A 15,229-nucleotide genomic window follows, 5' to 3' on the forward strand; every position below is an offset into this window, starting at 1 on the left:
TCGAAAAGATGCGGCACCAAACCCCCAGCGATTCACTCAAGCCTGAACTTAGAATGGGCGGTCTCCGCGATATAGAACGGTCGGGGTGCGTGAAGAGCCTTCAACGGTTCGGTCGAATAAAGACTTGCATTCGTAATGAGCAGCAAACGTGCGAGTGCATTGTGGAAGTCGGCCGTGGCTGTCGGCGGTGCCACTTGGTTTCGGACAACGAGGTCGATTGGTGAGGAATGTGCTTCTAAGGCGGGGTGCTGTGATAGGAAGATGTCGGGGCTAACTGCGGAAACTCCAATTGTGGCAGGGTCTTCCTTCGCGAGATCAGCGGCCTTTTGGGTGATGAGAAAGGGTACCTCCGCGGCTCTGGGTGTCCGTGGGGATCTGGTAATCGGTTTGAATGGACATGGTCTTCTGAGTGGGGCCGTAGACTCAGAACCGTGCCGTTCGTTGAACTTGCAGCGCCTGTGATGGGGTCTCTGAGTTGAGTGGCACGCAGATGGCACGAGCGGCCAACGACATTGCAGAATCCGCAAGATTCCGGGCCTCAATAGCCAATAGGGCGGTGACTGGGACTTCTAATCGATTAATGCACTAAAATACCTGATCAGAACTTAAAATGGCTTAAATTTTCTGATTCAGGTATCTCTGTTCAGAGATGTTTGATGGACAGAGGAGGACGGACATGAACTCGAGTTCCCGTTCGGAGCGGCACGCAGGATCCGGTGGTGAGCCGCAGATGCCTAAGCTGGTTTCGCTCGCTGAGGCGGCTGAGCAGTTCGGCATATCCGTGAAGACACTTCGGCGTCGGATCTCGGATGGAGCGGTGCGCGGCTATCGGGTTGGGCGGCTGATCCGGGTCGATATGAATGACTTGCTCGAGAATCTCCTCGTGGAGATTTCGGCGGCTCGTCATCGGTAGGGCGAGTAGCACCAGCGCTTCCGACTCGTGAAGTCGGTGGTGCCCACTACTCTGGGAGCATGTCTGGGCCGCGCTACGACGTCTTCCGCTATCTGAGCGCGGCTGAGCACGCTTCCTCCTATCGAGCGATCATGCGCGAATTCTCCGCGGCGAAGCAACGTTTCATCGTGCATCTGCGCCCCGAGGAACTCCGCTCCGCGGTGCCGCCCGGCGTGGATGTCACTGCACTGTTGTCACAGCTCGTGGACTGGGGCAATCTCAAGGCCGATCCCGACACGAGCCGTGTCGCCACCGTCGAAGAGTTCAACCGAGCCCGCTATGTCTACCAGTTCACTGCGGCGGGCGAGTCGGCCGAGCGTGTCCTGGCGGAGTTCGACCGCACCTTCGGCGCCGCGGGCGCGCTGCAGTCGTGGGCGCTCGAAGACATCGTCGAGCAGCTGCAGGTCATACTCGCGCAGCTGGAGCGCCCCGATCCCGATGAGGCGAAGACGGCCCTTGCGATGACGACGCTCGCCGACCGCTTCACGGGGCTTGCAGCGAATGCACAGGCGTTCAGCGGCGATCTGCAGCGCACGATCGACCTGCGCGGCGTCGACACCGACGCCTTCCTCGCTTACAAGGAGCGGCTGATCGGATACCTGCAACGGTTCATCCAGGATCTCGTCATTCGCACCGCCGAGATCGCGAGTCTTCTCGACCGCGTCTCGGATGTCCAGGAGAAGCGGCTGCTGCGCATCGTCGCTGCCCGCGAGGCGCGTGACATCGCCCCGGATGCGGAGGGAACTTCCGACGCGCTCAAGGAGGCGATCGGCCGCTGGCGCGAGCGGTTCCAGGGCTTCCGGCAGTGGTTCGTCGGATCCGGGGGCACGACGAGCCAGTCGCAGCAGCTCAGGCATATGGCGCTGAATGCGATCCCAGCGCTGCTCGGCGTCGTGCAGCGCCTCGGCGACCGTCGCGCCGGGCGCAGCGATCGCGTGGCAGACTTCCGGCAGCTCGCGCTGTGGTTCGCCGAAGCGCCCTCCGACGATGACAGGCACCGGCTTGCGGCTGTCGCGTTCGGCCTCGCCCCAGCCCGCCACCTCTCGATCGATGAGCGCACCCTCGACGACCGGATGCGCCGGCCCGTGTCGCCCAGCACTTCGTGGGCGGAGGCCCCGCCGATCGAGATCAGCCCGAGGTTGCGTGCGACCGGCAGCTACGAGCGGCGCGGCTCTCTCTCCCGCGTGCGCGATCGGGCCGCGGAACGCCGAACGATCGCCCTCGCGGTCGAGACGCAGCGGGTCGAACTGGAGCGGTTGCGTACGCAGCTGGTCACCGAAGAACCGGCGGCGATCGGCGATTTCCCGATCGTGGACGCGGAGGCCCGCGCGCTGCTGCTGCAGCTGCTCGGCGATGCGCTCGCCCAGCGGCGCCAGCCCGGTGACACGGTGAAGGCCCGGAGCCTCGACGGTGCGTTCGAGATCGAACTGCACCCTGCCGCGGGAGAGGAGTCCGTGCTGGAGTTGGAGGACGGTGCGCTCACCGGACCTGCGCACCGCATCAGGATCGAGCAGTCGTCATGAGCGTGCTCGCGTCCGCGGTGGAGGAGAGCCGCCTGGCGGAGCGCCGCCGCGCGCTGCGGGCCCTGCTCGCACAGCCGGTGCTCTCGGCTCGCGGCCCGGATGAGGCCGACTTCCGGCGGGTCCGACGCTTTGAGGCCGAGCTGCGCGAGTGGCTGGATGTCAACACCGGCTGGAGACTGACCGTCGATGCGAGTGCGGCGCGCCTGCACAAGCGGGTCGCGGGCGACGATGCGACGCGAGGCATTGTCGACCATCGCCGCCGCCCCTTCACCCGCCGCCGCTACGTGCTGCTCGCTCTCGCACTCGCCGTGCTGGAGCGCTTCGGCGGGCAGATCACGCTCGGCAGGCTCGCCGAAGACGTGATCGGTGAGCTGGGAGATCCGCGGTTCGCGAGCACGGGCATCGAATTCGCCCTCGCCGGCCGCGACGAGCGCGGCGATATCGTCGCCGTCGTTCGCCTGCTGCTCGCCCTCGGCGCGTTGCGCCGGATCGAGGGCGACGAGGAGCGCTTCGTGGAGGCCGGGACAGACGTGCTCTACGACGTCGAGCACGGGGTGGTGGGTGTCATGCTGCAGACGGCGCAGGCGCCGTCGATGACGCTGGAGGAGGCACCCGAGGCCCGCCTCTCGGCGGTCGTCGAGCAGCCGTTCGTCGACACCGACGACGCGCGCACCCGAGCGCTTCGCCGCATCATCACCCGGAGGCTTCTCGACGACCCGGTGCTGGAATACGCGTCGCTCACCGACGACGAGCTCGCCTACCTCACGAGCCAGCGGCGGGCGATCACCGACCGCATCACCGAGGCGACGGGCCTCGTCCCGGAAGTGCGCGCCGAGGGCATCGCGATGCTCGACCCCGACGATCAGCTCACAGATGTGCGGATGCCCGAGGGTGGTGCGCCCGGGCACCTCGCCCTGCTCATCGCCACGCGGCTCGCAGAAGAAGGCCATCTGACGCGCGATGCGCTCATCGACTACACCGACGAACTGTGCCAGACGCACGCATCGGTATGGGGCAGCACGATCCGCGCCCGACCCCGTGCCGAACTCGCGGACGAGGCGATCGGCAGGCTGCGCGCGCTGGGGCTTCTGCGGGTAGAGGGCGACGAGGTCGCCGCGCGGCCGATTCTTTCGCGCTTCCGGCTCGGCCAGCCGGTGACGATCGGAGCGGGCGTGTGAGCTATCCCGTTCCGGCCCCGGGCCGCTTCAAGCCGCTGCGTTCCGGCCTCGTCGAGCTGTTCCTCTACGAGGCGCAGGAGTTCCCCTTCCGCGACGGCCGGCTGCTGCTGCGCGGCGACAACGGCAGCGGCAAGTCGAAGGTGCTCGCCCTCACCCTGCCGCTGCTGCTCGACGCGAATCTGAACCCCGCGCGAATGGAGCCTGACGCGGATCCGAACAAGCGCATGGCGTGGAACCTGCTGCTGGGAGATGTGTACGACGAGCGCACGGGCTACAGCTGGATCGAGTTCGGCCGCATCGACGACGAGGGCCGCGAGCACTTCGTGACGCTCGGGCTCGGTGTGAAGGCTGTGCAGCACCGCGGCGTCGTACGGCAGTGGTGGTTCGTCACCGAGCAGCGCATCGGACACGAACTGCACCTCGTCGATCGTTCTCGTACCGTGCGCACGCGGGATCGCCTCATCGAAGCCATCGGAGACCGCGGAGCGGTCTTCGACACGGCTGAGCGGTATCGCCGCGCCGTGGACGAGAGCCTGTTCGGCCTTCACGGGCGATACGATGCGCTCATCGATCTGCTCGTGCACCTCCGCCAGCCGCAGCTCTCGAAGCGGCCGAATGAGAAGCAGCTCGCCCGCGCGCTTTCTGAGTCGCTGGCTCCGATGCCGGAGTCGCTGATCGAAACGGTCGCCCAGTCGTATCAGGCGCTGGAAGACGACGAGCGCGCGATTCAGACGCTGCGATCCACTGCCGGTGCGGTGCGCACCTTCGCCGGGGAGTACGCCCGCTATGCGAGGATCGCGGCGCTGCGTGCGACCGCGCAGCCCCGCCGCGCGCAGTCCGACTACGAGGGCCAGGCCCGGCGTTCGCGCGAGGCGACGGCGCGCCTTGAACGGGCGGTCGAGGCGCTCACCCGAGCCGAGGACGCCGTCGATAAGGCCGAGAACAAGCGGGCCGGGCTCGACGGATCGCGCGAGGCGCTGCGCGAGCGGCGCGGGTCCGACGAGATCGCGCAATACCAGAATGCACGAGACGTTGCGGATGCGAAGCGCCGGGCCGCGCTCGCTGCCGAGGGCGCCGCAGCACAGGCGCTCGCCACCCGCAACGCTCAGCAGAGGCTGCTCGACGAGGCTCGCGCCGAGGCCGAGGAGGAGCGGGCTGGTGTCGCCGATGCGCACGCTGCCGCAGGGAAGCACGCCGGGATCGCGAGCATCGACCTCTCGCCCGTGCCCGACGGCCTAGACGCCGCCGTCGCCGACCGCATTGCCCGGGAGCTGGACGCGGGCGTGCGACGCAGGCGCGAGCACGTCGCGCACCTCGACCGGGTGATCACCGCGCGAGATGCCGCCGCCGCAGCCCACCAGTCGGCGCGGCAGGCGGTCGACGCCGCCGCGGCCCGGCGCGACGTCGAGGACGAGCGCATGCGCGCCGCCCAGGATGCGGCCGAGCGCGCGGCGTCCGAGTGGCTGGAGAGCGCGAGCGGGCACCTGACGAACGCGCGACTGTTGCGCGGCGAGGGACTCGACGAGGCGTTCGAGGCGGCAGGGAACTGGGCGGCCGCGCCGGATGACGCCCCCAACCCGCTGCGGCAGTGGGCGAACGTCACGGCCCGTGCCCGCGGTACGGAGCTCGAGGAGAAGCACATCGCGGCCGATCACGAGCTGCGGCGATTGGATCCCTTCCTCGCAGACCTCGACTCCGAGATCGAACGGCTGGCCGCCGGAGTCGTGCGAGTGCCACCGCCGCCCGCGACCCGTACCGCCGATCGCGAGGAATCGGCCGGTGCGGCGTTCTGGGAGTGCGTCGATCCGCGGCCGCGTCTCGCGGCCGCGGAGGCGGCGGGGATCGAGGCCGCCCTGCAGGCGTCCGGTCTGCTCGACGCGTGGGTCGACGCGGCGGGCGTCGCAGCATCCGCCGATGGCGACGTGCTGCTGCGGCCCGCGCCGCAGGACGGGTCGACGCTCGCCGATGTGCTCCTCCCGCTCGAGGTCCGCGGCATCGCGGCCGACCGTGTCGACGCGCTGCTGCGGAGTATCGCGCTCGTCGACGATCCTCGCGAAGGGCAGGCCGCGGTCTCGACCACGGGAGCGTTTGCGCTCGGGCCGCTCGTGGGCGCCTGGCGCAAGCCCGCCGCCGAGTACCTCGGGGCCACCGCCCGTGAGCGCGCCCGGCTCGCGCGGCTGGAGGAGGCGCGGGCCGAGCACGAACGCCTCACCGCCGAGCGCATCGAGTGGACCGCCCGAGTCGAAAGCGCGCAGGAGCGACGCACCGCCCTCGCCGAGGAGCGTGACGGGCTCCCCGTCGATGCCCCCGTCCGCCGCACGAGCGACGCGGCTGCGGCTGCGGCTGAGCGCCGGGCCGAGCAGGACGCCGAGCTCGGGCGACACCGCGACGACCTCGCGGGGGCCGCCGAGCGGCTGCAACGCGCGGAGGTGGTCGTGGCGGAGGCGTCGGAGCTGACCGGCATCGACCCCGACGCGCTCGAGCAGGTGCGGCGCGCGCTCGCCGGCCTGCCCGACGCCGCCGGCCGGCTGGTCGAGCGGATCAGACGGCTCGTGCGGTGCGAGGAGCGGGCCGCCGAGCGGGGATCCGCGCTGCGCGAGACGGAGGAATCGCTCGCGAGGGCGGAGGCTGCGGCGCAGGAGGCGACTGCCTACGCCGTCACGGCGGAGCATCGGCGCGACATGCTCGAGGCGACCGTCGGCGAAGAGGCCCGCGAGATCGAGCGGCGCCTCTCGGAGGTCGAGGCTCAGCTCGAGCAGATCAAGTTCCGCCTCGGTACCCTGCGGGGCGAGCGCGACGCGGCGTCGACCGAGCGAGCCGTCGCGCAACACGAGGTCGAGACGGTCGCGGGCGCTCTCGCGCTCGCGACCGAGGCCCGGGATGAAGCCGCGGAGTCGTTCCGCCTGTTCGCCGAAACGGGTCTCCTCGCGCTCGCCGTGTCCGAGCTCGATATTCCGGATCCCGCGACGCAGTGGGCGCCCGATCCGACCGTGCGGCTCGCGCGGCGCGCGCTCGAGGCCCTCGGCGGGCAGGATCCGTCCGGCGAGGAGTGGGACGCCGCGGTCGGGCGCCTCCGTCGTGCGTTCGAGACGATGCAGGCCGAGTTGAGCACCCGTGGGCGGCAGTCGGCGTGGGATCAGCGGCATGCCGTCACCGTCGTGACGGTGCAGCACGGATCCGAGTATGTCGTGCCGATGCAGCTCGGCGAGGAGCTCGAGGCGGAGCTGGCCGAGCGTGGGCGCCTGCTCACCGCGAAGGAGCGGGCGATCCTCGAAACGCATCTCATCGACGAGGTCGGCGCGCAGCTGCACGAGCGGGTGCGCACCGCGATGGATCAGGTGACGAGCATCAACGCGGAGCTGGCTCGGCGTCCAACGCGCAGCGGTCTGAAGCTGAGGATCGTGTGGGAACCCGCCGACGGCGAGCTCGACCGGGAGGGACGGGCGCTGCTGCAGCAGAGCGCCGCCGCGTGGTCGCCCGCCGACCGGGATGCGATCGGCGAGTACCTGCGAGCTCGCGTCGAGGATGCGAGGCGCGAGGATCCGGAGGCGAGTTGGCACGAGCGCCTCGGCCGCGCCTTCGACTACCGAGCCTGGAACACCTTCGCTGTGCAGCTGCATCAGGGCCGCGGCTGGCGGCCAGCCTCCGGCCCCGCGTCGAGCGGCGAGCGCGTGCTCGCAGGCAGTGTCCCCCTCTTCGCGGCGGCGGCCAGTCACTATGCCTCGACCGCGAGCCCGTACGCGCCTCGGATCGTGCTGCTCGACGAGGCGTTCGCCGGCGTCGACGACCGTTCCCGGGCGAACTACCTGGGGCTGCTCGCCGAGTTCGACCTCGATGTGGTCATGACGAGCGAGCGGGAATGGGCGACGTACCCGGAGATCCCGGGTATCGCGATAGCCAATCTGTTCCGCCTGCCCGGCACCGAAGCCGTGCACGTCGAGCACTGGACATGGGATGGCTCGTCGCGTGAGCGGCTCGCCGATCCGGGAGCCACTGCCATCGAACCCGCGCCGACGGCCGAGCCGGACGGTTCCGCGCTCGCTCTCGACTTCGACGAGCTGTCATGACCGTCGATCGTGTCCACCAGCTGCTCGGAGCTCCTGAACTGGCACGCCTGGTCGATGCGCTCGTGCGTCGCGTGGAGCTCGCCAGACCGATCACCGGGCGGCTCGTCCTTCGGGTGAAGCCGGACGAACGCGCCGCGATCGCTGCGCTGTTCGGTCAGCGGACTGGCGTAGGCACAACGATGTCCGTGGATCTCGACCGGCTCGAGCGGGTCGTGCGATCGGCGGGGGTCGCGGATTCCCTCGCTGCTGCGATCGAGGCGCTGCGCGGCCCCCTTGTCGTCCGCTCCGAGCAGGAGGAGGCGCTGCAGCGTGCGTGGAACCATGCCCACCTTTTCTTCGACCGGCTTCTCGCCTCCCGCCCCGAACTCGACGAGTGGGTGTCGAGAGTCCGAGCTCGTGGCACGGTGCGCCGCCTCGCCGTCTCGCCGGAGGAGGGCGAGCGACTCGTGGAGCGGGTCGTCCGGCTGCTCGAGGCGCTGCCCGCCGCGGGAGAGGGACTGCCGCGGTTGGCATCGAGGCTGCTCGGGTCGGCGCATGCGCTCGATCAAGGGTCGCCGGAGGCGGCCCTTGTGCTGTCTGCGCTCAGAGCCCTTCCGGGGGCGCCCGCGGTCGAGCCGGGCGCGCGAGGAAGGCGCGAGCTGTGGGCATCGGCTGGCGTCGCGATCGACGAGTTGTCGAGCACGGTGCTCGTGCACCGGTTGGCGCTTCCCGGTGTCGTGGGCGAGTTGACGCGCGCGGGCGAGCCCGTCGTGCTGACGCTCCGGCAGCTGAGCGCCCTCGAGATTCCGGTACCGGACACGCCGGTGTTCGTCTGCGAGAATCCCTCGGTTGTCGACGCCGCCGTGCGCGAGCTTGCAGGTGTCGGCCCTCCGCTCGTGTGCACACAGGGTCAGCCGTCGCTTGCCGCTAACGTGCTGCTCGACCGCATTCAGGGGGCAGGGTTGCTTTACCACGGTGATTTCGACTGGGGTGGCCTGCGCATCGCGAACCGCATCTTCGATCGGTTCGGCTTCGAGCCGTGGCGCTTCCGTACGGACGACCTGGAAGTGGCGCGCGACCTCCCCGGCGCACCGCTCAAGGGTGTGCCCGTCGAAGCGAAGTGGGATCCTCTGCTCATGCCGGCGTTGAGCGCACGAGCGTCGCGTCTCGAGGAAGAACAGGTTCTCGATGTGCTGCTCGAAGACCTGGCAGCCACTTGACGTAGGCTTCGGGGATCGCCATGTGCCCGCGGTGCTTCTGATGAAACAAGGAACCCCCGCCCGAAGGCGAGGGTTCCCGGAATATGCGCACCGGTCCGAGCCCGATGCTCGCACTTCTAGGTTACCGTGGTTCTGATGCCGGATCAACAACTCGTAGTCGCCATGCTGGGCGAGGCCCGGTTTCGGCCATACCTGGTCGCAGCTGGAAACGACGGTGTCCGAGCTCTTGATCTGTATTTGTGGGTGACCGAGGTTTCGGGTGCGCTGCATGCTCAGACTTCGTTTGTTGAGATTGCGGTGAGGAACGCACTTGACCCGGTGATCGGGGAGTGGAACGAAGGTCAGGGCGACAAATATCGTCGTAACTGGACTGCTGAAGACGGTGCGGCTCCGCTGCTCTATAGCATGCTGCACGGATCGCTCAATCGCGCCCGTGGCTGGGCACGCAAAGAAGCGTTCAGTAGACCTGCGGGGCACCCGCGGCGGAATGTCACACCGACCCATGATGATGTTCTGACGCAGTTGACCTTTGGAGTATGGTCATCACTGATCTACGGGCAGCGTGAGGATCATGCTCGGCAGCAGCAACTCTGGGAAGAAGCAACTCATCGAGCCTTCCCGCACGTTGCTCGCACTGAAGAGTCGCGCCGACTTATCGGCCAACAGCTCAACAACATTCGCGCGCTGAGGAATCGCGTTGCCCACCATGACAACCTGCTCGACGTGCAGCTTGCCAAACGTCTGGGTTGGACTCTTTCTTTGCTCGCAAAGATCAACCCAGAGTATCCACGTCTTGCGACTGCGAGAAGCCCGATCCGTCGTCTGATCAGAGAAGACCCGCGCAGGAGTTGGTAGATAGCGTTGGTAGACACAGAGCGCTGTTGCTCACATCCATGGACGAATAAGATTTGCAGTGTGCTGCAGGTTCGCTGAGGCGGGCGATCCAAGGACGGATCACAGTGGCACACAGACGGCACGAGCGGTCAACAACATTGCAGAATCCGCATGATTCCGCACTCTCGGCGGGGACTGGGACTTCTAATCGATTAATGCGCTAAAATACCTGATCAGAAGCTATAAATGGCTGATATTTTCTGATTCAGGTTTCTCTGTTCAGAGATGTTTGATGGACAGAGGAGGGCAGACGTGAACTCGAGTTCTCGTTCAGAGTGGCACGCAGTATCCGGTGGTGAGCCGTCGATGCCGAAGCTGGTTTCGCTTGCCGAAGCGGCTGAGCAGTTCGGCATATCCGTCAGGACGCTGCGACGGCGGATCTCGGATGGGACAGTGCGAGGCTACCGGGTTGGAAGGCTGATTCGGGTCGACATGAACGACCTACTCAAGAACCTTGTCAAGGAGATTCCGACGGCCGGGCGCTGAGACTCCCCGTAGTGCCTAGGAGAATGGGTAAATGCCTCGAAAGAAGCCGAAGCGTAAAACGCAAAGGCAGCAGCAACGTCGCTCACGCGCTACTGCTTCCTCATCGAGCTTCTCAGTGCCCGCTGAGTCAGATGACTCGGACCGTCTTATCCGATGAGTGGAGCGGGTCGAGAAGCGGTGCGTGGGCGAGCCGAGGCTTCGATTTCCAGCACACAGTCGCAGCCTGGCTCGCTGCCCGACTGATTGCCAGCGATCTTCGAGCTGAAGCGCTCGTTCCTGAGGGACTCGAAGACATCACGATTGAGTCTGAAGCTTCTCGGCATGTTCAGGTCAAGTCAAGAGGGGGTGTGTCTGATTAACGGTGGATCTGGCTGAGCCTGACCGAAAGGAAAGGCGATGACCGATGTCATCGAGATGATTGATCCTGTGACCGGAGAGATCATCGACGAGCGGCAACTCGCGGAGCAGTTGCTGAAGCAAGCGAAGGAACAGGGCGTTGATCTGGTCGGCCCCGACGGGCTGCTGAACGGGCTCACGAAACGAGTGCTGGAGACGGCGCTCGAGGCGGAGATGGCCGAGCACCTCGGTTATGAGAAGTACGCGGTCTCGGCGAGCGAGAACGCGCGCAACGGGACGAGGGCGAAGACGGTGCTGACCGGGGTCGGCCCCGTCGAGATCGACGTTCCCCGCGACCGTGAGGGGTCGTTCGACCCGAAGATCGTCAGGAAGCGGCAACGACGGCTGACCGGTGTCGACGAGATCGTGCTGTCTCTCACTGCCCGCGGGCTGACGACGGGTGAGGTCGCGGCGCACTTCGACGATGTCTATGGCGCGTCCGTGTCGAAAGACACGATCAGCCGGATCACGGACAAGGTGATCGAGGAGATGACCGAATGGCAGAACCGGCCGCTGGACCGCGTCTACCCGGTCGTGTTCATCGACGCGCTCGTGGTGAAGGTCCGTGACGGGCAGGTACGGAACAAGCCGTTCTATCTCGCCGTGGGGGTCACTGTGAACGGGGAGAGAGACATCCTCGGGATCTGGGCCGGCGACGGCGGTGAGGGCGCGAAGTTCTGGCTCGGTGTGCTGACCGAGATCAAGAACCGTGGCGCCGAGGACGTGTGCATCCTCGTCTGCGACGGACTGAAGGGGCTCCCGGAGTCGATCAACACCGCGTGGCCGCTCGCGACGGTGCAGACCTGCATCATCCATCTGATCCGCAACACGTTCCGGTTCGCGTCCCGGCATTACTGGGAAGAGATGGGCAAGGACCTGCGTCCGGTCTATACCGCGCCGACCGAGGCGGCCGCGCGCGAGCGGTTCGAGGAGTTCGACGCGAAGTGGGGTGGGCAGTATCCAGCGATCAGCAAGCTCTGGCGCAACGCCTGGAATGAGTTCGTGCCGTTCCTGGACTGGGACGTCGAGATCCGCCGGATCATCTGCTCCACGAACGCGATCGAATCGCTCAACGCGAGGTATCGCCGCGCTGTCCGAGCGCGCGGGCACTTCCCCAACGACGCCGCCGCGCTCAAGTGCCTCTACCTCGTGACCCGCTCACTTGACCCGACGGGCCGGGGCAGGGCACGCTGGGCGACGAGGTGGAAGCCAGCGCTGAACGCGTTCGCGATCGCCTTCGAAGGCCGAATCAACTAACCATGCGCTCGGCCAGATCCACCGTTAATCGGACACACCCGAACCGTGAGAGTCGCTACTTATCTGCCAACTCTGCGGGGAGAAGGTTCTGCGGGAAGCCTTGCCAAGCGACCGGTCGAAGGAAACGGAAGATCGCAGCAGTGCCGACCGAAGTCGTCTGCGAGGTTGTGCTGGCTGGGTAGGGGCCTCCATGCTGCTGTGCAGCGGTCACCGATACCCCGGTCGGCCACTGCCGCCAGAGGAGCCTTCCGGCCCGCTCTGCGAGCACGTCGAGGAGATCGGCGGGGGCATCTTCCAGGCCGAATACGGTCGCAGTAAGCTGCCCGGGGAAGGCTCGAGCCAGTTCGAGCATCTGCTCATGAGAGTCGTATTCAACGATCAGTGCTGCGGGGCCGAAGCACTCATCCAAATAGAGTTCGGGGTCGTTGAGTACATCTTTCCCGTGAGCGTGAAGCAGGATCGGTGCCGGAGGATTTGCCTCGGGGTCGCCTTCGGCGCGGAAAGTCCGTACATTTGGAGCGTTGCGGAGTTCTGTCAGGCGCTTCTGGAAGCCAGCATGGATGTTGTCGTTGAGCAGAGGCGCTGCTCCGGGGAGCTGCTGTTGGTGCAGAGCCTTTGCGACAGCTGACCCGGTCGGGACGAAGAGGGTCCCCGGCTTTGTGCAGAACTGTCCGGCACCGAGTGTGAAGGAAGCAATGAAGTCCGTCGCGATCTGCTCGGGCGCATCGGCGTCTGCGTCAGGGGTGACGAAGACGGGGTTGTTGCTCCCAAGCTCTCCATAGAAGGGGATCGGCTCTGGGCGATTCTGTGCGATGTTGAACAGTGCGCGTCCGCCAGCGATGGAGCCTGTAAAGGCTGCGGCCTTTACACGAGGGTCCTCGAGCGCTGCCACGCCATTGTCGTGCCCCTCGATAAGTGCGATCGTGCCGTCCGGACCCCCTGCGCGGCGAATAGCATCAGCTGCAATCGACGTGACCCGCCGAGACAGGTGGAGGTGTCCGGGATGCGCTTTGACTACCACGGGATTGCCTGCTGCGAGCGCGGAGGCGGTGTCACCGCCCAGAACAGAAAAGGCGAACGGAAAATTGCTCGCTGCAAAAACGAGGACGGGACCGATCGGGCGGTTTGAGCGACGCAGGTCAGGACGCGCTGCGACCGGCCACGAGGGATCCGCCGGGTCGATGCGTACGTCGAGGAAACCTCCATCACGGACGACTTCAGCGAACAGTCGGAGTTGGAAGCTGGTGCGGCCAAGTTCCCCGGTAAGGCGACCTGCAGTCAAATGAGTTTCCTCGACAGCGATCTGCACGAGTTCTTCGGAGTGCGTCTCAAGAGCATCGGCCACAGTCTCAAGAACCTGGGCGCGTTCCTCGAGGCTGAGGGCAGCAAGGGGATGGCGCGCGTCGGTTGCTGCGTCAAGTACGAAGTTCAGCTCGGATTCCGCGGTGGGCTCAGGGGTCGTCGGTGACTCCTCAGGGATGCCAGAGCCGGAACCGTCAGAGGCACGGATCAGTCGGTCCAATGCAGGCTGGATGTCCAATCCCGAAGCACGCCCAAGCGCGACGAAAAGAAGAGCGATTCCTACTGCGCCTGGGTCCGGGAAGCCGACGGCGCGACCTCCGACGTAGCTTGCGCGTCCCCGACGAGCGATCAGATCACGAGTCGAGATCGCACCGTCGACAGCTGCGGCAACTGCGAGTGCGAGATCCTCGTGATCACGGAGTGCCGTAACTCCAGGTTCGAGCGCGTCTACGAGAGTTCGGTCTCCCGGTTGTGCCTCTCCAACCCTTTGTACGGCGGCCAGACCGGCACCAGCACCGTCGCGCAGTAATGCCTCGAGGGAGTCTGCTGAAGCCGCTGCCTCCCGGATCTCCTGGAACAGCAGGCCGAAAAGGGGTCCGCTGGTACCGCCGACGTCATCGAGGAAGACTTCCGACAGGGCGTTCCAGGTGCGCAGGCCGTCTGAGGCGCCCGCGCGGTCGGCAGCGGATTCAAGTCCGCCCTTCAGGTTCGCGCCGAAGTCTCCGTCGCCGGAACGCTCGTCCAGTGCGGTCAGGATTGGTTCGGTGTCATCGACGAGGCGCTTGTATGCGTCAAAGCCCTCGCGCAGAACAGCGTCAAGCGTGGTCATTAGTTGCCTCCAGTCCATCCAGGCGCGCTGGCATTCTCGCGCCACAAGTCCAGCCAGTCGTCCTCCGCGAGATTCAGTACTGTCATCGAGAAGCCGTGCATGTCCAGCGCGGACACAAGCGTTCCTACAAGGCTCCCGGCGACATGAATTCCTCGTTGCGCAAGATGGTCGAGAGCGGTGTTGAATACCGCATACAGTTCGAGCGGAGTAGCGGCTCCGAGGCCGTTGACGAAGAGAATCGTTCCGCGCTCGGAAAGATCGTCGAGCGATCCGAGAATGTCATTGAGCATTCGATCGATGAGCGTATCCAGCTCCGCGAATCGGGTTGAGGCTGCAGCACGCTCGCCGTGAATGCCGATGCCGTATTCGAGCTCGCCGGCCGGCAGGTCATACAGGCGGGCGCCGGTGTGGACCGAGGTCAAGAACTCGCTGGCTACGGCAATGCTTCTGGCGTTAGCGCTGACGGCGTTGCCGAGACGCGCGAGGTCACTCAGCCCCATGCCCCGGTCTGCCGCCGCGCCTACGATCTTTTCTACGATGACAGTGGCCGCAGTGCCGCGACGGCCAGTTGCAGTGTGTTCGGACTCTGTGGCGACATCATCATTGACGAGCACTCGCTCAACTTCGATGCCTTCGGCTCGGAGGCGCTCAGCTGCGATCCCGAAATTGATCCGATCGCCCGTATAGTTCTTCACGATATGCAGCACCCCGCCGGGGAGAGCGACGGCGCGGCTGGCCTCATACACCTGTCGATTGTGAGGCGATGCGAACACTTGGCCCGGGGCCACCGCATCCAACAGCCCGGGACCGAGGAACCCCCCGTGCAGCGGTTCGTGACCGGACCCGCCACCGGACACCAGCGCGACCTGGCGGCCGGAGTTGCGATGACGCGCAGTCAGGTAGGTGGGTTCGTCGCACAGAGTGATCTCGTTCGGATGAGCTCGGCTGAAACCGTGCAGTGCAGACGCGAGACCTTCTCGTCCGTTGGGTAGGAACAGTTGAGGCATTGGACTGTGCTCTCCCTAAGATTCGCCATTGATTTCGAAGAGAATGAGAATCTCTCATCCTCATGTTGTAGGTTATCGGACAACTGCCAGAGTGCCTAGGTGAAACCGCATTGCGCACAGCACCGATGAATGGCACACT

General features: G+C 66.1%; 10 protein-coding genes. 8 read left to right on the plus strand and 2 right to left on the minus strand.

Annotated elements, in window-relative coordinates:
* Positions 1–676 precede the first annotated feature (676 nt).
* The 8 genes from D1J51_RS11995 (at position 677) to D1J51_RS12030 (ending at position 11,952) form a co-directional block, all read left to right on the plus strand.
* Positions 677–913 (plus strand): helix-turn-helix domain-containing protein, encoded by a 237-nt coding sequence (locus D1J51_RS11995; protein ID WP_240423209.1) that lies wholly within the window; start codon positions 677–679, stop codon positions 911–913.
* Positions 914–972: 59 nt separating this feature from the next.
* A complete protein-coding gene (locus D1J51_RS12000; RefSeq protein ID WP_119075525.1) occupies positions 973–2,475 on the plus strand; it encodes a TIGR02677 family protein in 1,503 nt (500 codons plus the stop codon).
* Positions 2,472–3,653, plus strand: a complete 1,182-nt coding sequence (locus D1J51_RS12005; protein WP_119075527.1) for a TIGR02678 family protein — start codon at positions 2,472–2,474, stop codon at positions 3,651–3,653. The genes D1J51_RS12000 and D1J51_RS12005 overlap by 4 nt, the downstream gene beginning before the upstream one ends.
* The gene (locus D1J51_RS12010) at positions 3,650–7,720 is read left to right on the plus strand and encodes a TIGR02680 family protein (RefSeq protein ID WP_119075528.1); all 4,071 of its coding nucleotides are present in this window, start codon (positions 3,650–3,652) and stop codon (positions 7,718–7,720) included. Before D1J51_RS12005 ends, D1J51_RS12010 begins: the two co-directional genes overlap by 4 nt.
* Complete coding sequence (locus tag D1J51_RS12015; protein WP_119075530.1) at positions 7,717–8,919, plus strand: TIGR02679 family protein; 1,203 nt, start codon at positions 7,717–7,719, stop codon at positions 8,917–8,919. The genes D1J51_RS12010 and D1J51_RS12015 overlap by 4 nt, the downstream gene beginning before the upstream one ends.
* A gap of 135 nt (positions 8,920–9,054) precedes the next feature.
* A complete protein-coding gene (locus tag D1J51_RS12020) occupies positions 9,055–9,774 on the plus strand; it encodes an Abi family protein (protein ID WP_119075531.1) in 720 nt (239 codons plus the stop codon).
* A 345-nt stretch (positions 9,775–10,119) separates the two neighbouring features.
* Positions 10,120–10,299 (plus strand): helix-turn-helix domain-containing protein, encoded by a 180-nt coding sequence (locus D1J51_RS12025; RefSeq protein WP_119075533.1) that lies wholly within the window; start codon positions 10,120–10,122, stop codon positions 10,297–10,299.
* A 414-nt stretch (positions 10,300–10,713) separates the two neighbouring features.
* Positions 10,714–11,952, plus strand: coding sequence for an IS256 family transposase (locus D1J51_RS12030; RefSeq protein ID WP_119075655.1), 1,239 nt, complete (start codon positions 10,714–10,716; stop codon positions 11,950–11,952).
* A 55-nt stretch (positions 11,953–12,007) separates the two neighbouring features.
* On the opposite strand, the gene D1J51_RS12035 is transcribed toward D1J51_RS12030, so the two are convergent.
* Both D1J51_RS12035 and D1J51_RS12040 read right to left on the minus strand, forming a co-directional pair.
* A complete protein-coding gene (locus D1J51_RS12035; protein WP_162903801.1) occupies positions 12,008–14,083 on the minus strand; it encodes an aldehyde dehydrogenase family protein in 2,076 nt (691 codons plus the stop codon).
* On the minus strand, positions 14,083–15,090 hold the full coding sequence (locus tag D1J51_RS12040; RefSeq protein ID WP_119075536.1) for a dihydroxyacetone kinase subunit DhaK: 1,008 nt from the start codon (positions 15,088–15,090) through the stop codon (positions 14,083–14,085). Before D1J51_RS12040 ends, D1J51_RS12035 begins: the two co-directional genes overlap by 1 nt.
* Positions 15,091–15,229 lie beyond the last annotated feature (139 nt).

This window comes from Leucobacter sp. wl10 (genome assembly GCF_003569785.1).
GTDB lineage: Bacteria > Actinomycetota > Actinomycetes > Actinomycetales > Microbacteriaceae > Leucobacter.

What these genes read in the sequence shown, in the direction of transcription:
- D1J51_RS11995 (WP_240423209.1), top strand. Translation starts at nt 677, where the DNA reads ATGAACTCGAGTTCCCGTTCGGAGCGGCACGCAGGATCCGGTGGTGAG.
- D1J51_RS12000 (WP_119075525.1), top strand. Translation starts at nt 973, where the DNA reads ATGTCTGGGCCGCGCTACGACGTCTTCCGCTATCTGAGCGCGGCTGAG.
- D1J51_RS12005 (WP_119075527.1), top strand. Translation starts at nt 2,472, where the DNA reads ATGAGCGTGCTCGCGTCCGCGGTGGAGGAGAGCCGCCTGGCGGAGCGC.
- D1J51_RS12015 (WP_119075530.1), top strand. Translation starts at nt 7,717, where the DNA reads ATGACCGTCGATCGTGTCCACCAGCTGCTCGGAGCTCCTGAACTGGCA.
- D1J51_RS12020 (WP_119075531.1), top strand. Translation starts at nt 9,055, where the DNA reads ATGCCGGATCAACAACTCGTAGTCGCCATGCTGGGCGAGGCCCGGTTT.
- D1J51_RS12025 (WP_119075533.1), top strand. Translation starts at nt 10,120, where the DNA reads ATGCCGAAGCTGGTTTCGCTTGCCGAAGCGGCTGAGCAGTTCGGCATA.
- D1J51_RS12030 (WP_119075655.1), top strand. Translation starts at nt 10,714, where the DNA reads ATGATTGATCCTGTGACCGGAGAGATCATCGACGAGCGGCAACTCGCG.
- D1J51_RS12035 (WP_162903801.1), bottom strand. Translation starts at nt 14,083, where the DNA reads ATGACCACGCTTGACGCTGTTCTGCGCGAGGGCTTTGACGCATACAAG.
- D1J51_RS12040 (WP_119075536.1), bottom strand. Translation starts at nt 15,090, where the DNA reads ATGCCTCAACTGTTCCTACCCAACGGACGAGAAGGTCTCGCGTCTGCA.